This window comes from Seonamhaeicola sp. S2-3, assembly GCF_001971785.1.
In the GTDB taxonomy this organism is placed as follows: Bacteria; Bacteroidota; Bacteroidia; order Flavobacteriales; family Flavobacteriaceae; genus Seonamhaeicola.
In genome coordinates this window covers 3,564,860-3,591,195 of sequence record NZ_CP019389.1, presented here as the reverse complement: position 1 = coordinate 3,591,195, position 26,336 = coordinate 3,564,860, and the positions used below count along the sequence as shown (strand labels likewise).

Annotated in this window: 13 protein-coding genes and 1 CRISPR repeat array; of the genes, 7 read left to right on the top strand and 6 right to left on the bottom strand. The window is 33.3% G+C overall.

All coding sequences use genetic code 11. The annotated features are described in order from the left end of the window. Positions 1-10: 10 nt before the first annotated feature. Positions 11-1,978 (top strand): M1 family metallopeptidase, encoded by a 1,968-nt coding sequence (locus tag BWZ22_RS15700; RefSeq protein ID WP_076701819.1) that lies wholly within the window; start codon positions 11-13, stop codon positions 1,976-1,978. On the opposite strand, the gene BWZ22_RS15695 is transcribed toward BWZ22_RS15700, so the two are convergent. Continuing rightward, on the bottom strand, positions 1,979-2,983 hold the full coding sequence (locus BWZ22_RS15695; protein ID WP_076701817.1) for a PorP/SprF family type IX secretion system membrane protein: 1,005 nt from the start codon (positions 2,981-2,983) through the stop codon (positions 1,979-1,981). A gap of 7 nt (positions 2,984-2,990) precedes the next feature. Then, positions 2,991-8,801 (bottom strand): PKD domain-containing protein, encoded by a 5,811-nt coding sequence (locus BWZ22_RS15690; RefSeq protein WP_076701814.1) that lies wholly within the window; start codon positions 8,799-8,801, stop codon positions 2,991-2,993. Positions 8,802-8,981: 180 nt separating this feature from the next. On the opposite strand from BWZ22_RS15690, the gene BWZ22_RS15685 reads away from it, so the two are divergent. Then, complete coding sequence (locus BWZ22_RS15685; RefSeq protein WP_076701812.1) at positions 8,982-9,896, top strand: patatin family protein; 915 nt, start codon at positions 8,982-8,984, stop codon at positions 9,894-9,896. Between the two features lies 1 nt (position 9,897). On the opposite strand, the gene BWZ22_RS15680 is transcribed toward BWZ22_RS15685, so the two are convergent. Together BWZ22_RS15680 and BWZ22_RS15675 are read right to left on the bottom strand one after the other, a co-directional pair. Then, positions 9,898-10,419: a hypothetical protein gene (locus BWZ22_RS15680; protein WP_076701809.1), complete on the bottom strand. Its 522-nt coding sequence runs from the start codon at positions 10,417-10,419 to the stop codon at positions 9,898-9,900. A 12-nt stretch (positions 10,420-10,431) separates the two neighbouring features. Then, positions 10,432-11,994, bottom strand: coding sequence for an FMN-binding glutamate synthase family protein (locus tag BWZ22_RS15675; protein WP_076701806.1), 1,563 nt, complete (start codon positions 11,992-11,994; stop codon positions 10,432-10,434). Positions 11,995-12,350: 356 nt separating this feature from the next. On the opposite strand from BWZ22_RS15675, the gene BWZ22_RS15670 reads away from it, so the two are divergent. After that, the gene (locus BWZ22_RS15670) at positions 12,351-14,681 is read left to right on the top strand and encodes an ATP-dependent helicase (protein WP_076701803.1); all 2,331 of its coding nucleotides are present in this window, start codon (positions 12,351-12,353) and stop codon (positions 14,679-14,681) included. Positions 14,682-14,687: 6 nt separating this feature from the next. On the opposite strand, the gene BWZ22_RS15665 is transcribed toward BWZ22_RS15670, so the two are convergent. Further along, positions 14,688-15,656, bottom strand: coding sequence for a hypothetical protein (locus BWZ22_RS15665; protein ID WP_076701801.1), 969 nt, complete (start codon positions 15,654-15,656; stop codon positions 14,688-14,690). Further along, entirely contained in the window at positions 15,653-16,615 is a 963-nt protein-coding gene (locus BWZ22_RS15660; RefSeq protein ID WP_076701798.1) for a hypothetical protein, read from the bottom strand. Before BWZ22_RS15660 ends, BWZ22_RS15665 begins: the two co-directional genes overlap by 4 nt. Positions 16,616-16,760: 145 nt before the next feature. Here BWZ22_RS15660 and BWZ22_RS15655 point away from each other — a divergent pair, with 145 nt between their 5' ends. From BWZ22_RS15655 to cas2, 4 genes are all read left to right on the top strand, one after another. Further along, entirely contained in the window at positions 16,761-17,381 is a 621-nt protein-coding gene (locus tag BWZ22_RS15655; protein ID WP_076701796.1) for an L-threonylcarbamoyladenylate synthase, read from the top strand. Between the two features lie 435 nt (positions 17,382-17,816). Beyond that, positions 17,817-23,246, top strand: coding sequence for a type II CRISPR RNA-guided endonuclease Cas9 (cas9, locus tag BWZ22_RS15650; protein ID WP_076701793.1), 5,430 nt, complete (start codon positions 17,817-17,819; stop codon positions 23,244-23,246). A 3-nt stretch (positions 23,247-23,249) separates the two neighbouring features. Then, positions 23,250-24,152: a type II CRISPR-associated endonuclease Cas1 gene (cas1, locus tag BWZ22_RS15645; RefSeq protein ID WP_076701792.1), complete on the top strand. Its 903-nt coding sequence runs from the start codon at positions 23,250-23,252 to the stop codon at positions 24,150-24,152. A gap of 33 nt (positions 24,153-24,185) precedes the next feature. Next, positions 24,186-24,530, top strand: coding sequence for a CRISPR-associated endonuclease Cas2 (cas2, locus tag BWZ22_RS15640; protein WP_076701789.1), 345 nt, complete (start codon positions 24,186-24,188; stop codon positions 24,528-24,530). Positions 24,531-25,318: 788 nt separating this feature from the next. Next, a CRISPR array of direct repeats spans positions 25,319-25,820; the repeat unit is 46 nt; unit sequence CCTGTGAATCATCCATAAATTTAAAGAACTGAAAGCAATTCACAAC. Positions 25,821-26,336: the final 516 nt, after the last annotated feature.

Here is a 26,336-nt window from a genome sequence, read left to right as displayed (position 1 = left end):
TATTCACTGTATGAAAAACATATACTTATTATCTCTATTTTTTTTATCACTAGTTTGTTTTGGGCAACAAACTGATAGTGTTGATTTTAAAACCTGTAAAGCCAGTATAAGTTTTAATGTAGCTAAAAAAAAGGTGATAGGTAAGGTGGAATATACTTTCAAAATATTAAAACAAACAGATTCGGTTTACTTAGATGCTCAAAACATGCAGTTTTCTAATGTTAGCTTATTAAGAAATAACAAACAAAATCTTTTAAAAGATGAAAACTCTAAAAGTAAACTTATACTTCGTCATAAATTTAAAAAAGGAAAACAATACACTGTAACGTTTAATTATAATGCTATACCCAAAAAAGCGTTGTATTTTGTTGAAAGGAATGGCGTACCTCAAATTTGGACACAAGGACAGGGGAAATATACCAGTAATTGGTTGCCTAGTATTGATGATATGAATGATAAAATAGAGTTTGATGTATCAATTACTTTTGATAAAGGTTTTGAAGTTATTGCCAACGGTAACTTAACAAATACACTGGTCAACGATTCTACAGCTACATGGCATTACAACATGCAAAAACCTATGACGAGTTATTTGGTAGCCTTGGCTATTGGTAAATACAGTAAAAAAGTTGAAATTTCAAAAAGTGGCATACCTTTAGAAATGTATTATTATCCTGAAGATTCCTTAAAATTTGAACCAACCTATCGTTATTCCAAACAGATGTTTGATTTTTTAGAGGAAGAAATAGGAGTACCATATCCTTGGCAAAATTACAAGCAAATACCTGTAAAAGATTTTTTATATGCTGGTATGGAAAACACAAGCACCACCATTTTTGCCGATAGTTTTGTGATAGATTCCATAGCGTTTGTTGATAAAAATTATGTAAATGTTAATGCGCACGAACTGGCACACCAATGGTTTGGTAATTTAGTAACAGAAACTTCTGGCACACACCATTGGCTACAAGAAGGTTTTGCTACCTATTATGCGTTATTAGCCGAAAAAGAGGTGTTTGGAGAAGATTATTACTATAGGCGTTTATACGAGTACGCTCAAGAATTGCAACAACAAGATAAAGCAAAAGCAAGTACATCGGTTTTAAACCCTAAGGCAAGTAGTACTACGTTTTACAGAAGAGGTGCTTGGGTGTTACATGCTTTACGCGAAAAAGTAGGGGATACAGCTTTTAAAATGGCAGTGAAAAACTATTTACTAAAGCATCAATATAAAAATGTAGAGACTAAAGATTTTATAAGTGAAGTAGAAAATACTAGCAAGCAAAACTTGAATACATTTGTTGAAACTTGGTTAAAGCGTGAAGTTTTTAATTTTGAAGAAGCTTTACAACTTTTGAAAAAATCAGCGTTTATAAAAGATTATTTAGAAGTTGATTGTACCGCTAATGATTTAAAATGTACCGAGTTGTTAACCTCTAATATTTCAGATGAAATTAAAGAAAAAATAATCCGTGAAAACCCAAAACTAATTACACAAAATACGTTTAAAAACCCTTTAAAAGTACGTCAAGCCATCGCTCAAAGTCTTACAGATATTCCTTTGGAATTAAAAGACGACTACGAATCACTTTTAAACGATGAATCGTATGTAACCATTGAAACAGCTCTGTTTAATTTATGGCAAAATTTTCCTAAAGACCGAATAAAATACCTCGATAAAACTAAAAACGTCGTTGGTTTTCAAAATAAAAATGTAAGAATGCTTTGGTTAACATTAGCCTTAGTTACCGATGGTTTTGAAACCGAAAATAAAAAACAATATTTCGAGGAACTAACAAATTATACAAGTCCTAAATACGGCTTTGAAGTTAGGCAAAATGCATTTCAATATTTAAATGAAATACAAGCTTGTGGAGCTGATTGTAAAGAACATTTACAGCAAGCTAAAACGCATCATAATTGGCGTTTTAAAAGTTTTGCAACCAAGCTGCTTAAATCATCTTTAAGTGCAGAATAATTATTTTCTGCGTTCATTGTTCGTGGGGTTTCTACAAACCAAACATGCCGCTAAATAAGTTATAGAAAGTTCATAAATACCATCGGTTCTTCCAATATCTGAAGTGTTAAAATCATACGAAAAACCAAAACGTAAGCGTTCAAATTCTACTCCAACCAAAGCATTTATAGACGTTAGTAAATGACTATTGCCGCTGTTTTTAGCAGGATTTGTTACAGCCATAGCACCTAAAAACAGTTTGTTTAATTTAGCTGTAGCAGCTAAATCAAATCTATTAAATTCGCCTTGTTGCATATAATTTGCAGAAAGTATCATGTCATTATAATCAAAATACGGAAACTTATAATTAGCGTGTACAGTGTACAAAATATCTAAGGGCACATTGCCATTATTTAAAAATGAAATATTGGGTCTGTTTAAGTGTTTTATGGCGGCACCAAGCCATAAATCGGTATTATTACCTCTGTTTTTCTTGTCAAATACAAAACCAGCTGTAAAATCTACAAATCCAATATTATCATTGGCATTAGCAGCAAACGGATCGCTGGAATTGGCATTTACAGTGCCTGCATTTATATTAATTTGGTCTGATAATAATAAATTCCTGAAGTTAAATGATTTCATACCGTAACCAATTTCAATGGCAGGTCTAAAAAACCAATCGTTATTTAAACCAACAATGTAAGTGAAGTTAGCATTAAATTGAAAATGATTATAACTCGTACTACTTTCACGCTGATTTAAAACACTAGCGCCAACACCAATACCGTTGCTAGCGGTTTCTAACCATGTGTTAAAAAAAGCGTAGTTGGTGTCAACTTGTAAGTCTAAATAAGGCCATTGTGTACGGTGCATAACACCAAAATAGGTAGCTTGTTCAAAACCAGAAAACGCAGGATTTATAGTTTCAGGTACCATGAAATACTGACTAAAAATAGGATCCTGTGCTTGTGCTTTAAAACATAAGCATGCTGTTATTATAATGATATATAGTTTTAGTTTCATGAGAATTTTATCTAATTAGTACAACAACGCCTTTACTAGTAATAGTTTTTCCGTAAAAAGTGTCGCCAGAAAATGTGTAGTAATAATTGCCGTTTTCAGCTTCGGCATCGTTTATTTTTCCGTCCCAACCACGTATGCTTTCGCCTTCTTCAGAATAAATCATACTGCCCCAAGTATCGTAAATATGGAGTTTCATGTTTGAAAGGGCAATTTGTTCGGGCAAAAAGAAATCATTTAAAGCATCTTTATTAGGTGTAAAAGCATTAGGAACAATTAAACTGTAGCCTTTTTCAATGTTAATGGTAATACTTTTGGTATAAACACAATCAAAAGGATACGTTACAGTTTGTGTTATGGTGTAAGTGCCAATGGTTTTATATGTGTGTGACGGATTTTCATCACTAGAAAAATTACCATCGCCAAAATCCCATGAAACACCAATATAATCGCCAGTAGATGTGTTTGTAAATGCTATAGATGATTCTATGGAATAAAAACCAAAGGTGTTAAAAGCTTCAGAGTTTATTGTGAAATCAGCATCACCCAATTCAGGAACATCAACGTTGTATGAATATGAAATAGAACAACCTGCAGCATCAACTACATCAATAAGCACGAGACCATTTTGTGTGGTGTGCATAATTTCGTTATTACTACCACTTATGGTGCCGCTAGACCATGATATTTGATAAGGAGGAACACCACCAGAAGGATGTGCTACATAGTATTGATCAACTTCTTTAGTGTCACAATTATGGGTAGTTTGGGTAACAACTTCAACTTCTAACGGATCGAATCTGTTTATGTTGAAGGTTTCTGATATTTCACAATTATTAGCATCTGTAACAGTAACGGTATATTCACCAGGAGGGATGTTGGTTAAATCTTCGGTGGTTGCGCCATTAGACCAGATGTAAGTTAATGGTAATGTACCACCTGTAACAATGACATTTATAGCACCTGAATTAGCATCATCACAATCTAAAGCATCAGTTTTAGTGCCAGAAATATCAAGCGCATCAGGTTCTGTAATGGTAAATGTTTCGTTTATGGTGCAGGGTTTGCCATCTGTAATGGTAACGGTGTAGGTTCCCGGGCCTAAATTGTTACGTTCAACGCCTGCGCTAGGGTCATCATCCCAAACTAAATTAACAGGTGTTACGCCACCTTCAAGATTTAATATAATACGTCCGTCGTTTTCACCAAAACACGATACATTTTCCACTTGTGGAGTTATTCTAAAAAGAGGTGCTTCATCAATAATAATTGTAGATTGTTTTTGGCAATTGGTAGCATCGGTTACAGTAATAACATAAGTGCCAGCAGATAAGTTTGTTTGTGTATTACCAGAACCTAAATTGCTCCAAGTAACGGTGTAAGGCGCATTGCCTCCTGTTATAGAATTAATGGTTATAGAGGCATCATTATCGCCGTAGCAAGCAATTTCAGTAGCAGTGTAATCAATAATAATCTCATCAGATTGATTGATAACAACATCTAACGTACTTGTACAACCAGATTTATCGGTTACTGTAACCGTGTATGTGCCGGCAAGCAAACCTGTTAAATTTTGGTTGGTGCTAGTAAATCCGTTAGGTCCTGTCCAAGCGTAACTATAGTCAAAAGTACCAGGACTTGTCTCAATTTGTCGTCCGCCAGTAACATCAATATAAATTTCGCCAGTAGCATCACCATAACAAATAACATCAACTTTATTGTTTAAGGAGGCAATAAGTTCTGGTGGTTCAACAACTGTAAAACTTTGAGTTATAGGGGTGCAGTTGTTGGCATCTGTAACAGTAATTTCATAAGTGCCTGGTGTAAGATTTGTTAAGTCTTCATCAGTACTATAAGGTGTGCCATTTCTAGTCCAATTATAGTTGTAAGGCAGTGTGCCACCGCTAACATCAATTGAAATGTTGCCATCATTGGCTTGATAACAACTAATGGTTTCAGAATCAAAATCTATATTACTAAATACCAATTCATCAGGCTCGGTAATAGTAAATGTTTCTGAAAAAGGGCAACCGCCATCATCTAAAATAAACACGGTGTAGTTACCTGGTGTTAAGTTTAAAATATCTTCATTGCTGCTTGTAAATCCGTTAGGCCCTGTCCAAGTAATTTGATATGGGGTACCCGTTGTAAACGGTACACCACCAGCAATAGTAATGTTTAAAGCTCCTGAATTAGCCGCAAAACAAGTGCTATTTGTTTGTGTTGAAGTAATACTTATAGATGGGTTTACCGTTATTTCAACCTCAAAACTGGCACCCACACAGTTACCTAATTTTGGTGTTACGCTGTATGTAACTGTAGAAGGATTGGTTGTTGTGTTTGTTAAGGTTTGACTTATAGAAGGTTGTGCATTAGTTTCTGCAGAAGCACCGGTAATGGTACCTGCGGGATTAATAACAGGATTGCTCCATGTATAAGTTGTTCCAGTAGGGGCAATGTCACTGCCTGAAGTAGTTGGGCTTATTGTAAAACTATTACCGCTACAAATGATATCGGCTTTATCGCTAATATTGGGGGTTTCATTAACCGTTTGTTCCGATGGTACTGATGCAATTTCCGTACACCCACCCGAAGCAAAGGTTAAAACTACATAATAGTAAACAGTTCCAACAGTTGTTGCTGCTGGTGTAAAGCTAGAACTTGTTTCATCAGTAATTGGAGTACCTGTAGTATTATCGTTTATAGTGTTAGAAAACCATTGATAGCTTGGTGTGCCAACACCATTAGTATAACTAACGGATAGGGTGTTAAAACTATCACCAAAGCAAATGGTTTCTGAAAGTGGCTGATTGGTAATAGTAGCTGCTTGATTGATGATAACTTCTGATGTATTACTAGTAACGGCGCAATCAATACCTGCTTGGGTAACTTCAACATAATAATAAACCGTTCCAACCGTAGTGTTTGGTGGTGTAAAAGTGGCGTTTGTGGCACCTGTTATGGCTGTACCACCAACATTTGTATTGGTAGTATTGCTGTACCACTGATAGTTATAACTATTTCCCAGTCCACCAGAAACACTTACACTTAAATCTGTAGGTGTAGTGCCTTCACAAATGGTTTGTGTGGTTAAGGGGTGGGTATCAATAACAGGATCGGTAACTACAATAACTTCTGATACATCACTTGTAACAGAATTACAGCCACTACCTGCAGCGGTAATAGTTACATAATAATAGTAGTTACCAGCTGTATTGAATGTTGGGGGATTGTAACTAGAACTTGTTGCGCCTGTTATAGGGGAGCCTCCAGTATTGCTGTTTGTGGTATTGGCATACCATTGATAACTTAAAGTACCCGTACCGCCTGTATGCGTAACCGATAAACTAGATGATAGACTACCTCCAACACATAAACTTTGTGTGGGAGTTGGTTGTGTGGTTATTTGTAAGCCTTCAACCACTTCAATACGTGCCGTATTTGAGATTATTTCATCACAGCCAGCACCCGATGTAAACGATGCTATTACATAGTAATACATTACACCAACAGGATTATTTGGGGGTGTAAAACTGCCGCTAGTTTCACCAGTAATAGCTGTACCTGTTGTAGTGTTATTTGTGGTGTTTTCATACCATTGATAACTTGGTGTTCCAGGACCGTTAACTGTAACAGATAGTGCCGTAGTGCTGCCGTTTAAGCAAATGGTTTCATCTTGTGGTTGACTGGTAAATTCTGGAGCAGGATCTACAGTTATTACTAAATTAACAGGAGCTCCATCACAACTACCATTATAGGGTGTTATAGTATACGTTACAGTTTCTGAAGTAGTATTTGTATTTATAATAGTTTGAATAGGAATGGTACTAGTGCTGCCACTTGCTGTGTAACCTGTAACACCTGCCGGTGCTGTGGCAGACCAACTGTATGTAGTACCTACTATACTAGATGTTAAATTAACCAAAGTAGTTTGTGTCCCAGAGCAAATGGTTTGTGTTAAATCTGTATTGGTTATGGTTGGTACTTCATTGATGGTAAAATCTTCAGTAGTGGTTGTGGTACCACAGCTTGAGGTTACACTCAAAGTAATTTGATAATCTCCAGGAGTGTTATAGGTGATGGTTCCAGGGTTTTCGGTGGTAGCTGTAGCTGGCGTTCCTCCCGGGAAACTCCAATTATAGGTAATGGTTTCAGTTGCAGGGGCACAAGTATTTATAGTTGCTGTGGGGCTTATAGAAGCAGTTCCGCAGAAATCACTTATAGCATCAATAGTAACAGTTGGTGGCTGCTTAACGTCTATAGTTTGTGATGTAGAATTGCTTCCGCAGCTATTTGTAGTTGTTAACGTAAGTGTGTATGTTCCATCGGCTGTGAACTCTAATGTAGGAGCCTGAGAAGTTTCATCTGTTCCATTAGTAAATTGCCATTGGCCAACACCTGTATTGCAAAATCCTGAACTATAGCTCACTTCCCATAAATATTCCACACCACCACAGCTATCAGTTAAATCGGTTGTATTGGTTGTTTGTACAGTTAAAGGCGTACATCCATTATTGGTGTCTAAAGTAAAAGCGGGTGTTAAATCGGGTTCAATACAAATAGTACTTGTTACAGTATTAGTTGTGCCACAAAAATTTTGAGCGTATAAGGATACTGTGTAAATACCTGGCGCTGTATAGGTGTGCGAAGGATTTCTTAAGGTAGAGGTGTTACCATCACCAAAATCCCAAAAATATCCTGCGTTGGTATCACAATTTTTATTGTAACCTGTTTGAGATGTATTAGTAAACTGTATAGGTGTGTCAATACAACCTGTTGGCGGGTTTTCAAAAGCAACATCTGGTTTTTTTAATATAATAATTGGGCCTGCTGTTAAATTGGTGGCACCGCATGATGTTGTAATGTATAAAAAAACGGTGTAGCTGTAGTTAGGACAATTAGATTCTGTGTATTCATGCGGAATAGGGAAGTCTTGAGAATTTACAGGGTCTGCGCTATTAAAGTAAGTTGAGCTTTCAAGTTGTTGTTGGGTGTAAGTTTCAATAGTGCCATCACCATAATCAACTTGGTAATTTGTGTCTGGTGGATTGGTTCCCCAAGAGCCAATAGCAAATTCTATTGGAGCAATGGGGGTACATAAATTAACGGTATTACCCGGATTTATAATAGCGCCTGTTGGGTTGCTTGAATTTTTTATTAAATAGGTTACTGTGTTGTCACAATTAATACCATTACCCGTAATGCGCATGTTGTAAGACCCAAGTTGCGTATAGGTATGGGTAAGTGGGAAACTCACATTAGTTTCTGTATTACCATCGCCCCAGTCAACATCGTAAGAAGTGATACAGCTTCCAGTAGATCTGTTTCCTACATTAATAGTGTATGAAGGGTCTGAAGTATTATTGCCACAGTTATCAAATGCTGGGGTAAAATTAGCTTCGGCATCAATATCATAAAAATCTAAATTAGGTTTTTGAAGTACTGGTACAGCTTTAGTTATAGTAGTGCTTTCGTTATTAGAATCCGTTACGGTAAGCGTAACATTTATGTTGCTAGTACCGCAGCCTAAAGCTGTAAAGGTATGCGAAGGATTATTGCTAGTACTTGTACTATTATCATCACTAAACTGCCATAAATAAGTAAAAGGACCATTGCCAGTTACTGTAGAGGTAAAGTCAACTTGTGTTCCAGAACAAGCGCCACTGTTGTTAAAGGTGAAGTCAACAACCAGAGGTGGTAAATAACGACTTTTTTTATAGGTATCATTCGTATTGTTTTTTCTATTAGTGTTACTTAATCCAAATAGAGATACACCAATTATGAAAAAAAATACAGTTGCAAGAAAAGAATGCTTCCTCATGTGTAATAATTATGTTAATAGCTGAGACTAAAATAGATATTCTTTTTTAGCATACTAAATTAAATTAGAGGTTTGGCTTATTTATTCTATAAAATACCTGATATTAGGTATATAAAAGTTTTAAAACAGTTTATAAACTGAATGTATAATGTTTATATTTAAGCATAATTTATTAACTAAATGAGAGCATTAGTGATATCTGGAGGAGGAAGTAAAGGGGCTTATGCAGGTGGTGTAGCGCAATACCTTATTGAAGAAGAAGGTAGAGACTATGATTTGTTTCTTGGCACCTCTACCGGAAGTTTATTGGTACCGCATATTGCAGCTGGTAGAATTGATAAATTGCATGATGTTTATACCAGTGTGAGTCAAAATGATATATTTAGTGTAAATCCTTTTGTGATTAGAAAAAAAGGCGATAGAGAGTTTGTTTCTATTGATTTTATAAATACGCTTTGGCAATTTATACGTATGAAACGAACCTTTGGTGAAAGTAAAAACTTAAAAAAATTAATAAGAAAACGATTTACTGAAGAAGAATATCATTTAATAAAGAAAACTAAAGATGATGTGGTAGTTACGGTTTCTAATTTGTCTAAAAATAGAGTGGAGTACAAGTCTATTAATGAGTTTTCTTATGAAGAATTTTGTGAATGGATATGGATTTCCTGTAATTTCATTCCATTCATGTCATTAGTAACAAAAAATAATTATGAATATGGCGATGGTGGTTTAGGATGTATTGTTCCTATACGCGAAGCTATTTTAAGAGGTGCTACACAGGTAGATGCCATTGTGTTAAAGTCTGAATCTATGGATCAAAACAAGGTGCTTGGAAAAAACCCTTTTTCTTTAATGGTTAGTTTGTTTGGGCATGTTTTAGATAGATTAGAACGTAACGATGTTACCATAGGCAAACTAGCAGCAACAGCCAAAAATGTAGAGCTTAATTTGTACTACACACCATCTAAACTCACAGAAAACTCATTAATATTTGATAAAAAACTAATGACTGCTTGGTGGCAACAAGGATTTGAATATGCGAAAGCAAAATGTACAGAAGCTAAATCTAATGAGTTACGATTAGAAGATTAGTTTACCACAAATCAGATACTTCTTCTTTTATAAAAGAAAGTGCAGCGTCACTAGGTGGTTTTCGTTCCATCATTTCGGTTAAAATAACTTCTCTTAATTTATTAGCGGTATCTGTTTTTTCTGATAAGTTAGCTTTTCTAATTAATTGTATAGTAGCATTTTTAGCAGCTACAATAATGTTCCAACATTTATCACTCACATAAATTTGTTGAGATAAATTATGCTCAAATTCTTGTTCTATATTTTGTATGAGTAAAGATTCGTAATCTTCTTTATTTGATGTTATTGGGGTAACCCTTACCAATAGTTTAGAAGGCGATAACCTTTCTAAAAAAAGCGTCATACGTTCGTAGGCTTGTAAACGAAGCGGAAGCGCATTTACTTGCAAGTCTTTTTTTAGTAAAAAGCGTCTTCTTCCATCTTCATTTTTAGTATGTTCTCTAAAAAAATAGTAAGCAATAAGTCCTGTAATAATTGTAGGAATGGCGTATGAAAAAAGGTCGATAATTCTAGAAATTTCCATGTTAATTTGGGGTTAAGCGTTATGTTTACCTCCCAAATATACACAATCTTTTAAATCCTGCATACTGGTAAAAGGTACCGAAACTTTTTCATACATATAAGTTGTATCAAGTTCTTTAGAAAGGTTGTGGTCATCTACATTCATTTCAATATCATTCATTTTAAATTGGCAGGGGTGTTCATAACCAGCAGCGTGTGTAATTTCAATTAGTTCTTTTCTAAAAGTTTTAAAATACTGTGCTAAGCGTACCGATTTTAATGTAGTGTCTATACCGTTTTGTAACCATTTATTTTGTGTAGCAACCCCGCTAGGGCAACGGTTGGTATGACAAACTTGAGCTTGTATACAACCTATACTCATCATAGCTTCTCTGGCAACATTAATACAATCGGCTCCCATAGCAAAAGCCATGGCTGCTTTGGCAGGAAAACCTAATTTTCCGCTACCAATAAAAACAATACGCTCTGTTAGCCCTTTGTTTTTAAAAAGTCTATATAAATCACTAAACCCATATACCCAAGGTAAAGACACATGGTCTGCAAAACTAGGAGGAGCAGCGCCTGTACCACCTTCGCCACCATCAACAGTAATAAAGTCGGGGCCTTTATTTGTTTTCAACATAATATCTGCTAGTTCTTCCCATTGGTCTAATTTTCCAATAGCAGCTTTTATACCCACTGGTAAGCCAGTAGCTTTAGCAATTTTCTCAATAAAATCTACCATTTCGGGTACATTAGAAAATGCCGAATGATTAGGGGGCGATAGTACATCTTTACCAATTTCAACTCCGCGAATGTCTGCTATTTGCTTGGTTATTTTAGCACCTGGTAAAACACCTCCTTTACCAGGTTTAGCGCCTTGAGATAGTTTGACTTCAATAGCTCTAATAAACGGATTTTTTTCAACTAAGGCTATCATTTTTTCCATAGAAAAGTTTCCGTTTTTATCTCTAACACCAAAATACCCCGTTCCAAAATGAAAAATAACATCGCCACCAAAACTGTGATAAGGAGATAAACCACCTTCACCTGTGTTGTGGTAGGCATTTGCCATTTTAACCCCTTTATTAAGAGATTCTACAGCTTTAGCAGAAAGCGAGCCAAAACTCATGGCAGATACGTTTATTATTGATGCTGGTCTATACGGTTTTTTGCGTTTATGATGTAAGCCCATAACTTTGGCACAAGGCAAAAAAGTTTTGTCAATAGTATTAGGGTGATTTGCATCAACTTTAAAAGGCATCATAGCATTGTTAATAAAAATGTGCTGGTGCTCGTATATGTTTCTATCGGTACCAAAACCTTCGTAGTTGTTTTCTTTTTTTGCAGAGGCATATATCCAACCGCGTTCTATACGGTTAAAAGGGAGTTCTTCTCTGTTATTAGCTACCAAATATTGCCTAAGTTCTGGCCCTATTTTTTCTAGCATATACCTTAAATGACCTATAAGCGGGTAGTTATGGCTTATGGTGTGTTGTTTTTGAATAAAGATATCGCGTATGGCAACTAGTAGTAATACTATTAAAATCCATCCCCACCATGGGATGTTAGAAAGTATATTTAGAATTGAATCCATTTTTGAACTGTAAAAATTGAAGTTTAAATATATTTAAATTAAAAGAATTATACCTGCATAATTAATACAAAAACTTAGTATAGAAAAATAACATAGCAGATAAGTTGTGTTAGGGATTGTAGTGGCATCCTTTTTAAACCATAGTAAATAAGCTATTATTATGGGGCGGTATAAAAATTATATTAAATTGAAAACCAGCTTTTAAGAACGTTTAAAAAGATATAACGGAAAGCCCGACCACGCTTAAAGCGTGGGAACACCCAAATTATTAATATGAATTGTTTATAATTATTAATAATTAGCCCTTAATAAAAGCATAACATTAGTTATTTTCACGTTGTAAAATTGAAGATGATTTGGAAAAGTATTTAAGCCAACTTAATGATGCACAGTTAGAGCCTACAAAGCAAATTGAAGGCCCCATGATAGTTATTGCTGGCGCGGGTTCTGGGAAAACGCGTGTGCTTACTTATAGAATAGCCTATATGATGAGTAAGGGTATTGATGCCTTTAATATTTTAGCATTAACCTTTACTAATAAAGCGGCGCGCGAAATGAAAGAGCGTATTGCTTCTATTGTAGGTGATAGTGAAGCTAAAAATTTATGGATGGGAACATTCCATTCGGTTTTTGCTAGAATTTTACGTAGTGAGGCCGATAAATTGGGCTACCCCAGTAATTTTACCATTTATGATACACAAGATTCTGATAGGTTAATAGCATCTATTATTAAAGAAATGAATCTTGATAAAGATATTTATAAGTACAAGCAGATTCGTTCTAGAATTTCGTCTTATAAAAACAGTTTAATAACGGTAAGAGCTTATTTTCAAAATCCAGAACTTAAAGAAGCCGATGCCATGGCGCGTCGCCCAAAAATGGGAGATATCTATAAAGAATATGTAGATAGATGTTTTAAAGCTGGCGCTATGGATTTTGATGATTTATTGTTGAAAACCAATGAGTTGTTAACGCGTTTTCCAGAGGTGTTAGCTAAGTATCAAAACCGTTTTAAATATATTTTGGTAGATGAGTATCAAGATACCAATCACTCTCAATATTTAATTGTTAGAGCACTGTCTGATAAGTTTCAAAATATTTGTGTAGTAGGTGATGATGCGCAGAGTATTTACGCCTTCCGTGGTGCAAACATTAATAATATTCTCAATTTTCAAAAAGATTATGATGATGTAAAAGTGTTTAGGTTAGAGCAAAATTACCGTTCTACCAAAAACATTGTAAATGCTGCAAATTCTGTAATAGATAAAAACCAAACCAAATTAGATAAGGTGGTTTGGACAGCCAATGATGAGGGAGGAAAGATAATAGTACACCGCTCTTTAACCGATGCCGATGAAGGGCGTTATGTAGCAAGCACTATTTTTGACAATAAAATGAATCATCAGTTAAAAAACAGTGATTTTGCTATTTTGTATCGTACCAATGCGCAATCGCGCTCTATTGAAGATGCCTTGCGGAAGCGTGATATTCCGTATAGAATATACGGAGGCTTATCATTTTACCAACGTAAAGAAATTAAAGATGTATTATCGTATTTAAGGTTAATTATTAACCCTAAAGATGAAGAAGCTCTTAAGCGTGTTATCAATTTTCCTGCAAGAGGTATTGGGCAAACTACTATAGATAAGCTTGTTGTGGCTGCAAATGCTTACAATAGGTCTATTTTTGAGGTTATGAAAAACATTGACAAAACCAATGTTAAAATAAATTCTGGTACCAAAGCAAAACTTCAAAACTTTGTTACACTTATAGAGAGTTACCAAGTAATGAACCAAACGGCCGATGTTTTTGAATTAGCAGAACATGTAACTAAAAGCAGTGGTTTAATAAGAGAATTTAAAAAAGATGGAACGCCCGAAGGTGTTACCAGAATGGAAAATATTGAAGAGCTCTTAAACGGTATGAAAGATTTTGTTGAAGGCCAAAAAGAAATAGCCGATGCCACAGGGAGTTTAGCAGAATTTTTAGAAGATGTGGCCTTAGCAACCGATTTAGACAATGAAAAAGATGATGGTGATAAGGTAGCCTTAATGACTATTCACTTAGCAAAAGGATTAGAATTTCCGTATGTATATATTGTTGGTTTAGAAGAAGATTTATTCCCAAGTGCTATGAGTATGAATACCCGTAGTGAATTAGAAGAAGAACGCCGATTGTTTTACGTAGCACTTACCAGAGCCGAAAAACAAGCCTATTTAACCTATGCGTTATCGCGTTACCGTTGGGGTAAATTAATAGATGCTGAACCTAGTAGATTTATTGAAGAAATTGACGACCAATATTTAGAAATACAAACACCACCCGAAGAACAGCGCTTTAACCCCATGTTAGATGCCGATATTTTTGGAGATCCTGAGCCTAATAAAGTTAGGTTTAAACCCGCTAAAAAAGCTGTTATTAAAAAAGGACCTGCTAAAAAAGAAGCGCCTAAGTTTCAGGTTACCACACCAAAAAATTTAAAACCTGTTTCAAAATCTAACGGAAATACTAACTTGTTTGATAGTAAACTAGCTGTTGGTAATATGGTAAAACATTTGCGTTTTGGTACTGGAGAAGTGTTAAAAATTGAAGGTACAGGTGCCGATATGAAAGCAGAAATTAAGTTTGATGCCGGAGGCGTTAAAAAGCTGTTACTACGGTTTGCTAAGTTAGAAGTGTTGGGGTAAAAACAACTATTTTACCATACAAACCGAGTTTATATTGCCATTACCATCATATTCTTTAACCTCATTATTGGGGTCTGTAATCCATGTACCATCTACTATGAATTTATAATGATGTTTGCCACCAGATAATGGTACTACGTACTTCCAGCCGTAGTCCATTTTGCGCATTTCAAACTCGTGTTCATTCCAATTGTTAAAAGAGCCTGCAAGAATTACCTTTTTTGCATTGGTGTATCCGCGTAGTTTAAAAGCAGTGTATTCTTTTATGTCAATAACAGAGTTATACTCACCAAACTCATTTTTTGTTTTGTTGGGGTTGTGTGGGTCTTCCATCCATTGTCCATCTACAATAAACCTGTATTGGTAAACATCAGGTTTCATTTGTAAGGTTAGTTCCCAACCCGTAGACGTTTTATGCATTTTAAAAAGAGATTCATTCCATTTGTTAAAAGAACCAGCTAAAATTACATGTTTAGCTTCTTTAAATCCTAATAATTTAAAATGCGCGTTACCATCTTCACTAGGGTAAGCAGTGTACATATTTAAGTTGTAAACACCATTTAGTTTTACACCATTTTTAGTTGCTTTGGTAATATTTAGGGCTTTTTTAGAGGGTTCTGCCCAATACGAATTGTTTATTACAAATTTAAATTCATATGAAAACGCATCGGTAAAATCAGAAATACTCTTTTTAAGTTGATAAATATATTCATTAACGCGTTTCATTTTCCAATGGTCTCTAGACCACAGGTTAAACTCACCAGCAACCACCACATTTTCAATATCAAAATCTTGAAAATCTAATACCTGTCCGGTAAATTCCTGAGTATATTTAGAGTAGTCTCTAACGTCAAACGTAAAAATTACAGAATCACCTTCAATTTTATAGCCTTTAAAATCATCCTTTTGACTATATGAAGTAAAACTTACTAAAGCAATTATAGCATAAGTAATATGTAGAATTAACTTTTTCAATGGTAGTTTAATGGATAATTTATAAAGTATAATGTCTCTTTTTTATAATTAATAATAACTCTTTTTTGAGCAAAAAACTCATAGCCTAAAATACCATCTAAGTGTGTACCAAAAGCTTCGTTCATTTTGCTTAAATTAGTTAAAACGGTTAGCATAGGCCCAAAATAAATAGATTTACTTAATTTAACACGGTGCAATTTCCCTGCCAAAACCTCAATACGCCTGTTACTAGCTCCGGTTAAAGTTAATCGCTTTTTAGGAATAAAATACTTTAGTACTTTTTTGTTAACACTCTTATTTATTTGATTAAATTCTGCTGCCGTATCTATACCAAATCTTAAAGTCTGATTATTAACACTGCCATTTACAACAATAGTATGATTTTTTAAATTGAAATCTAAACTATCAACAATTTTTTCTAAATAAACGTTTTTATTTAACTTGTTTCCTATATCATCAACTTTTGTTAATGTAATTTGGTTTAAATACATGTCTATAAAAACCTCGTAATCTTTTAAAATATTGTAACCAATAATACCTAGTATTTTAATTTTTTTAGTTTTTTCAATATGGGCTAAGTTAATAACGTCTGATGTTTTATTTTCTAATTTAAAATTATGTAATATAAATTCTTTTATTTGTTTTTCATAACGGTCTTCTACAGAATTTAAAACACCTGTAGCAGTTTGTCTTTTTCTCTGGTTTTCATATAAATCAGAAAAATGAACTTTGTTAAGAATCATACTTTCAGAGCCCGTATCAATAATAAAATTACCTTTTTGGTTTAGTAATTTTGCTTCTACAACTATTAAATGGTCTACTAATTTAAATGGAATTCTAGTAGTGTGTTTGTTAATAGTTTCGGCCTTATAAAATTTAATAGGATTAATAACACCATTATTAGCTAAACTAACATTGATGTTACATAGAAAAAATAATATAATGTATAACTTTGGCATATATTATTAAGACTCATTTATTAATGAATTGTTACAAAACACGCTTTTTTAATTGTTAATTATGAATTAAAGTATAACCTAACAAACCTCATTAAATACTTAAAAAAATAATAGTTACTTTGTAAGTGTTAAACAATAAATTACTATGGCAGAATTTTTAAGAATTTATGAAGAAAACCCTAACCCAAGGGAGATTGATAAAGTTGTTGCTATTCTTAAAAGGGGCGGACTTATAATTTACCCTACCGATACGGTTTATGGTTTAGGGTGTGATATTACTAATATTAAAGCCTTAGAACGTGTGGCTAGAATAAAGGGGGTAAAACTAGAAAAGTCTAATTTTTCTTTTATTTGTCATGACTTAAGTAATTTAAGTGATTATGTTAAACAAATAGATACCTCGGTATTTAAATTATTAAAACGAAACTTACCAGGAGCCTATACCTTTATTCTTCCAGGTTCTAAAAACTTGCCCAACCCATTTAAAAAGAAAAAAACGGTGGGTATTCGTGTGCCTGATAATAATATTGCTTTAGAAATTGTAAAAGCCTTGGGGAATCCTATAATCTCAACCTCAATTCACGATGATGACGAAATTATAGAGTACACTACAGACCCAGAACTTATTTTTGAAAAATGGGCTAATAAAGTAGATGCTGTTATTGATGGCGGATATGGTGATAATATACCTTCTACAGTAGTAGATTTATCTACAGATGAACCTGTTATTGTAAGAGAAGGTAAAGGAGATTTGGAGATATTTTAAAATGTAATTCAACACCTATTTTATATTTTTTTTCTTACATTTAGAGCGCCTTTAATGTTATTTTATTAATAACAGAGCGATTTCTTTATCGCTTTTTAAAGGTCATTTAAAAAGTACATTTTAATCTTTTTAAATTAAAAACAACTAAAACATTTATAAAATAAACACCTTGAATAAAAGTTGAGGTGGTTTAGATGTTTTACTCGCAAATTTTATGATTTAATAGTTTGCGCTCATGAAGCCATTTACAGGAAAAAGAAAGCGACATAAGATTAAATCTATGCCGCTTTAAATGTTTTCACAACGGAATAATCCTTATTGTGAATTGCTTTCAGTGGTGTAAAGATAAATAAAAATTTAAGGATTTCAAATGCGGTTTTCCGTAACAAGATTAAAGAAATATTAGATAAATTTTACCAACAAAACATATAACAAATGAAAACAGTTTTAGGACTAGATCTAGGAACCAACTCTATTGGGTGGGCTTTGGTGGAAATCAATCATGAAAACAATTTGGTGAAAATTTTAGGACTTGGTTCTAGAATTATACCAATGGAGGCTAATGAGGTTAAAGATTTTGAAAGTAAAGGAAAAATTAACAGTACAGCAGCACAACGGACTGAAAAGAGAGGGGTAAGAAGACTAAATGAAAGGTATTTACTTAGAAGAGATAGGCTTCATTTAGTACTTAATTTATTAGACGCACTTCCAAAGCATTATAGTCTTGATATTGATTTTACAAATTTAAAAGGACAGAAAAGCGGTCATTTCAAAAAATATGCAGAACCAAAAATTGCATATTTACCAAAAACTAAAGGTAAAAAAGCTGAATTTTTATTTAAGGGTTCGTACAAAGAAATGCTTGATGATATTGGGAAAGAATATGTTAAAGATGAAAAAGGCAAGCGTATTCCTTATGATTGGACTTTATATTATCTAAGGCAAAAAGCACTTTCCAAAAAAATTAGTTTAGAAGAATTGGCATGGGTACTTCTGAGCTACAATCAAAAAAGGGGTTATGAAAAAACAGAAGTTGAAGATAAATCTATAAAAGAAGGAGAAATTGTTGAAGAATTAGATTTAAGAGTAAAAGATGTTATTCCAAAAAAAGATAAGAATGAAAGACAATATTATGAAGTACATCTTGAAGGGAATGATAACTTCATTTATTGTGAGCGCTCAAATCAACAAATGACCTATAAAGGAGACTTAAAAGAAGTTGTAAAAACATCTAAAATTGATGAGGAAGGAAATGTAGATAATAAAAAAACAGAATTTAAAATTGTTGACATTTATGAATTAAAAATACAAGATGTAAAATATGAGAAAGAAAATAATAAACATAAATACACTTTAAATTATGAAAACGGTTGGGTAGAAGAAAAGCCTCCTGTTAACAAATTCACTTATAAATATCAAAATGCTCTTAATAAACCTTATGATTACATAGTAGAAACCGTTTATGATTATAAAGGGAAAAATAAAGAAATAAGAGGAAAAGAAAGATTACTTAGAGAGCCAGATTTTAGTGATAATTCATCCGATTGGACATTGCTAAAAAAGAAAACAGAAAAAGAAGCCCTTAAATTTAATATATCACAAGGGTATAAAAATAAAGATAATAGTGCTAATAAGTTTATTTCGCCTAAAATATATAGCGTACTAAAAAGTGATGCTAAAACAGGTAAACATACCAAAATCATTGGAGGGATGTTCCAAGTGGTGGATAGGGATTTTTACCGAGAAGAACTTAATCAAATTATTGCAACACAAAAACAATTTTATAAAAACTTGCAAGACAAAAAGGTTTTCGAACAATGTGTGAAATCACTATACCCTAAAAATAAAAAACACCAAGAGACCTTATTGAAAAATAAAAATGCTATTCAACATTTATTAGTTGAAGATATTTTATTATACCAACGTCCTTTAAAAAGTAAGAAATCTGAAATTTCAAATTGTAAATATGAAATAAAATATTGGAAAACTATTGAAAATAAAGAGGGTAAACCGATTGAAGAAATAGATAAAGAAACAGGGGAAATAAAAGTACGAAAAGAACCCATTTATAATAAAGTTGTTTCAGCATCACATCCATATTTTCAAGAATTTAGAATATGGGATAAATTACATAATTTAAAGCTTATAGAAGTTGAAAAAATTGATGAAACAACAGGTAAAAAAGTAACAAATGTAGATGTTACTAAAACTTACATCAAAAGTGAAGAAGATTATCAAAAGCTATTTAAAAAATTAAATAATCAGAAATCATTAAGTCAAGAACAACTCCTAAGATTTTGTAAAGATAATTTCAATCTTCCATATAATAAAAAACTAGGAAATTTTGTTTGGAAGTTTCCAGAAGATGATGAAATAAAAGGGAATGAAACAAGAGTGAGTTTTGCTACGCGTTTTAAAAGATGTGGTTTTAGTGAATATTTAAGTTTTTTAACTCAATCAAAAGAGCTTGAGCTTTGGCATTATTTGTATTCTGTCAATTATAAAGAAAGAATTTCCAACAATCATAAAAGTTTAAAAACATTTTTTAATAATTTTTTTAAAGGTTATGATATTGATGAAGCTGTAAAAGAAAAAATTATTAATGATTTTGTAAACTACCCTAAATTTGATTCGAAGTATAGTGCTTATTCCGAAAAGGCTTTAAAAAAACTTTTGCCACTAATACGGCTAAGCGAACCACTAGGAAAAGATAAATGGGAGAAAGAACAATGGTATATAAAATGGAAAGAAAGTCTTTTAAACCGAATAGAAAAAATACTTCAAAAATTAAATCTATTAGATTTTTCTTCAAAAGAAATTGATTTTTCAAAAGTTGTTGATACAAGTGTAGATGTTCAAAACGGAGAATTACCATTTCCAAAAGGATTGTTTAATGCTTTTAAAGAATTTAAAAATAAAGAAGATTTTAAAAGGTTAAACTTAACTCAAGCATCTTATTTGGTTTATGGACGACATTCAGAACTTGCTAAAGCAAAATATTGGGTTTCTCCTGATGATATTAGAAAACAACTTCATCAAGAATTAAAACAACATTCACTAAATAATCCAATAGCGGAGAAAGTGCTTTTAGAAATGATGCAAGTGGTAGCCGATGTTTGGGATTATTATGGTAGAGGAAAACAAAATTTCTTTTCAAGAATACATCTTGAAGTAGGAAGAGAGCTGAAAATGTCAGCAAAAAATAAGGATTCCTATTCAAAACAAATGTCTGGTAATCGTAGTCAAAACAAACGAATTCGACAAGTTTTAGAAGAGTTTTTAGCAATTACCCCTTATAATGCTATTCCAAATAATAAAGACCATTTTGAGCGCTTAAAAATTGTAGAAGATGCTGCTGTAACAAGAAATAATTTTGATAAAAAGTTCTTTGAAGAGAATGAAAAATTAAAAAATGGAAATATTACCAAAAAAAATATTGAAGATATTCTTAAAAAAGCACATATTACTAAGGAAGATTTTGAAAAATATAAACTATGGATAGAGCAAGGGTATCGTTCTCTATATTCGGGGCAGATAATAAAGTTAACTGATTTATTTAATGGTAATAAATACAATATTGACCATATTTTTCCACAAGCTTTAGTCACTAATAATTCTTTAAGTAATAAAGTTGTTGTTGAGGTTGAGTTAAATAAATTAAAAAGCAACCAAACCGCTAGGGCTTTTATTCAAGCGAGAAATGGACAATCGTATCTAGGAATACCTGTTTGTTCTGAAGAAGAATATGTAAATGTTATAAATACTCAATTTTCTGGGACAAAACGTTTTATCCTTCTTTCTAAGGATATTCCAAAAGAATTTACTAATAGTCAATTAAATAATGTTAGGCATATTGCTCGCAAAGCAATGGAGCTGCTAAGTCATATAGTAAGAGAAAAGGGGGAAATTGAATTCCGCTCCAAAAATGTTTTGCCAGTTACAGGAAAAATAACAACAGAATTGAAACGAGCATGGAAATTAGACCAAGTTTGGACTGAATTAGTAGCACCACGTTATATGCGTTTAAATAAACTTATTCAACCTGAGTTATTTAGTGATGACTCTAAAGAAGATAAATCTTGTCTTTTTGGAAGATGGCAAATCTCAAAATCTGGTCATCAATATTTTGATTGTAATTTAGATAAAAGTATTAGAGAAAAAGATGAATCCTATGATATTAAGCGTATAGATCATAGACATCACGCTTTAGATGCATTAATAGTAGCTTTGTGTACAGAAGATCACGTGAATTATATAAATAATATCAACGCAAATTCTTCATCAGATAACTATGGTAAACAGAAACAAATTGAAAAATATCGTCAAACATTAAAGAGAAAAATAATGTTTACCAAAAAAGATACTGAACAGAATGAAAGAAATTGGTTTTTCATGTTACCAGGTGAATATAGGGAAAAAGGAGATGTAAAAAATTCTCGTAGAGATACAGTTGTAGAGATGACGTATTTATACAAAAGTTTTGATTCTTTTGGTCAAGATTATAAAAAAATGATTTTAACAGCTTTACAATATACTGTTGTTACTTTCAAACAAAACCTTAGAGTAATTAATAAATCTATTAATAGGTACAATAATACTCCAAATAAAAATAAGTTTGCTGTTCAAAATACCAATCTCGGTCAAAAAACTAATTGGGCTATACGTAGACAAATGAGTAAAGAAACAATTTATGGTAAACGTATAGTTAATAATCAAGAATTAAGAGTAGAAAGAGAATGGTTGAATGAAAAATTTAACCGAGCAAAAATTAAAAAAATTACAGATAGAGGTATTCAGCAAATACTTAATAATCATCTAATGCAATTTGATACTGTTAAACTTCCATTTGAAGAAGCTGTTAAATATAAATATTTGGATGCAGCTATCGAAAAACATGAATTAGAGGCAATAGTAAGTGATACAACAAATGATTTTAATTCAATAGAGGATTTAATAGAATATTTAAAAGAGAATAAATTTAAATACCAAAAAACAAACTATTCAATACTTAATGTGTTTATAGAAAAAGTTTCCCACCGTGATTTTAGAGATGAAAAATTAGAAAATGGCAAAAACAGATACGAAATTGATGAGCATCCAGAAATGGCATTTACACCTGAAGCCATTGAAAAAATGAATGAACCTAATAATCTTAAAAAACTTAATAAAGGTAAAGACCATAAACCAATATATAAAGTTCAAACATTCCAAGGTTTTGGGAAAGAACGAACTATAAGTGAAGATGCGTTATCTGTAAAATCAAAACAATTTGTAGTTACAGCAGCTGGATCTAATCTTTATTTAGGGTTTTATGAAAGAGTTTATCAAGATGATAATGGAAATAAAGTGAGAGAAAGAAAATTTAAAGATATTGGTTTAATCGATTTAATAGAAACATTGAAACAAGATTCATCCAATCGTTTACATCCATTACCAAACAAAATTTATGATAAAAAGAAAAATGAATTTCAAAGAATATTTACACTTTCTCCATTGGATTTAGTTTATATCCCAACACCTGAAGAAATAGAAAATTCAACTAAAGTTGATTTTCAAAATCTATCCACAGAACAATTAGATAGAATTTATAAATATGTTGATGGAGGTGAAGAGATAGCTAATTTTGTACCATATAGTGTTTCAAAACCAATTTGGAGATTTCATGGTAAAAAAAATAAAGAAATTTATAATGAATTAAAAATTGAAAATAAAATTAATATATCTGAAAAAGACCTTATACAAAATGAATTTGGTCTTGGTAGTCAACAAAATAAAAATCAAAATATGATTGATGGTAAGACACAAGTAAAAAAATATTGCTGGAAACTCAAAGTTGACCGATTAGGAAACATATCAAAAGCCTAACTCATGATCAAACGCACCTTATTTTTCGGCAATCCAGCCTATTTAAGTACGCGTAACGAGCAGTTGGTGGTAAATTTTCCGGAGGATGATAAGCCCGAAGCTACTATCCCCATAGAAGATTTGGGCTATGTGGTGCTGGAGCATCCGCAAATTACAGTAACCAATGGCTTGCTTATGAAACTGTTATACAATAAAACGGCTGTGATAACTTGCGACAGACAACATTTGCCCAACGGCTTTTTGCAGCCTTTGGTAGGGCATAGTGAGCAGACCGAGCGGATGCGGTATCAATTAAACGCCAGTGTGCCATTAAAAAAACAATTGTGGCAACAAACTGTTATAGCCAAAATTCATAACCAAGCCAACCACTTTTTAGCCAGGGGCAAAAATGCCCTTAGGCTAAAACGTTATGCCAATGCGGTTACCAGTGGCGATTTGGGCAATCAAGAAGCCTTGGCAGCAGCCTTTTACTTTCAAAACCTGTTTGATATCGAAGGCTTTAGTAGAAACCAAAAGGGTATAGCACCCAACAATTTGCTCAATTATGGCTATGCCATATTAAGGGCGGTAACGGCCAGAGCCTTGGTAAGCAGTGGCTTGTTACCTTCGGTAGGCATTTTCCATAGCAATAAATACAACGCCTTTTGTTTAGCCGATGATGTTATGGAACCTTATCGCCCTTTTGTAGATGCTGTGGTGTACGATATTGTAGAAACTGGTTGCCAGATTGAAGAACTGAACAAAAACATTAAATCAGACCTCTTAATGATTCCAGCCATGGATGTGGTAATAGACGGTAAGCAAAGCCCCTTGATGAATGCCATGAGCCGCACCACGGCAAGCCTGTTTGAATGTTTTGAAGGCAGCCGTAGAAAAATACTGTACCCAGAATTCATAACTTTATAAAAGGGGAGAAGGAGTATAATATGAAAACAAAAAATGGAAACCTATCTTACTCGATTAAATCAATATAGAACGATGTGGGTTTTGGTGTTTTTCGATTTACCAACAGAAACGGTCACCGAGCGCAAGGTTGCATCGCGCTTTAGGAAACGCTTGTTGGATGACGGATTCAATATGTTTCAGTTTAGCATTTATATGCGATTTTGCCCTAGTAGGGAAAATGCCGCAGTACATATTAAGCGCACTAAAAACGCATTGCCCAAAAAAGGCAAGGTCTGTATCATGCAGATTACCGATAAACAATTTGGTATGATGGAACTGTTTCACGGTAAAAAAGAAGTAGAACCCGAAACACCCAACCAACAATTAGAGCTTTTCTAAGAGTTCTATTGAGTCTGTCAAAATCTTCCAGAGCCTTATCAATTGTCATACTAAGCCTACCTAGATTGAACCTGTCAGACTGAGCCTGTCGAAATCCTGTCAGACTGAGCTTGTCGAAATCCTGTCAGACTGAGCCTATTCAAACCTTCTAGTGTTTTGCTTTTTGTCAGACTGAGCCAGTCAGACTGAGCCTGTCGAAGTCCTGTCGAAGTCCTGTCGAAGTCCCCATCAACCCCCTTACATTTCATCTCCAGAACCATTCACTACTCACTATTCACTCCTATAGATACCCTATAGATACCCTATGGATATCCTATGGTAACCCTATTAAAGCACACAAAAAATACAAAGGCCATTTTGAAAAGAATATTAAAGAAATATTTATTTAAAAAACGGAATAATAAATGTTTTAAAAAAACAAAACTAAAAGGAATATATATTATTTAAAGGCCCTTCAAACTCCAGATAGATTAATCCTTTAGAACAGAGTCATTAAGACCGAGCCAGTCAGACTGAGCCTGTCGAAGTATTGCCTTTAATCAGACTGAGCCTATTCAAACCTTTAGTGTTTTGCTTTTTGTCAGACAGAGCCAGTCAGACTGAGCCTGTCGAAGTCCTGTCGAAGTCCTGTCGAAGTCCTGTCGAAGTCCCACCAAAGCCCCAATCAAAACCCTAACTAGAAATAAAAAAGCAAGCGTTAAGCTTAAATAACGTTTTACTAGGCATTAAAAAAGTAAAATCTAACAATGCAGTTAAAAAACAGGATACCAGCCTATTACGGCAAGTATCCTGTGAATCATCCATAAATTTAAAGAACTGAAAGCAATTCACAACAATACAACACCATTTTCTTTTTTATCGAAACCTGTGAATCATCCATAAATTTAAAGAACTGAAAGCAATTCACAACTAGCCTTTAAAAATAGCAAATTCGCTCTTTCCTGTGAATCATCCATAAATTTAAAGAACTGAAAGCAATTCACAACCTCCAACGCTGTTTAAACACTGCAGGTACACCTGTGAATCATCCATAAATTTAAAGAACTGAAAGCAATTCACAACTCTAAAGCTGCTTGCAAATCGGTTTGGTCTCCTGTGAATCATCCATAAATTTAAAGAACTGAAAGCAATTCACAACGAACTGTAATAATAACACTAGGAGTAGTGCCCTGTGAATCATCCATAAATTTAAAGAACTGAAAGCAATTCACAACATACATATCTAATAATAACCTAAGCCCTAGCCTGTGAATCATCCATAAATTTAAAGAACTGAAAGCAATTCACAACCATCTAATTGTGCTTTTATTTCTGGGTTCACCTGTGAATCATCCATAAATTTAAAGAACTGAAAGCAATTCACAACCAAAAACAATAACACATTGTATTATAAAACCTGTGAATCATCCATAAATTTAAAGAACTGAAAGCAATTCACAACACATTGATTACCTACAGCTCATGGAAGTTTCCTGTGAATCATCCATAAATTTAAAGAACTGAAAGCAATTCACAACGGAAAAACAATTAATCTGTTTACTGTTGCACCTGTGAATCATCCATAAATTTAAAGAACTGAAAGCAATTCACAACTCTTCTAAGTCTGGGTTTGTATCACCACCCCCTGTGAATCATCCATAAATTTAAAGAACTGAAAGCAATTCACAACTACAAACCAAAAGAAGAACAAATAACTACTCCTGTGAATCATCCATAAATTTAAAGAACTGAAAGCAATTCACAACTGGTGTTATTTCCATTAATATTCAATGTACCTGTGAATCATCCATAAATTTAAAGAACTGA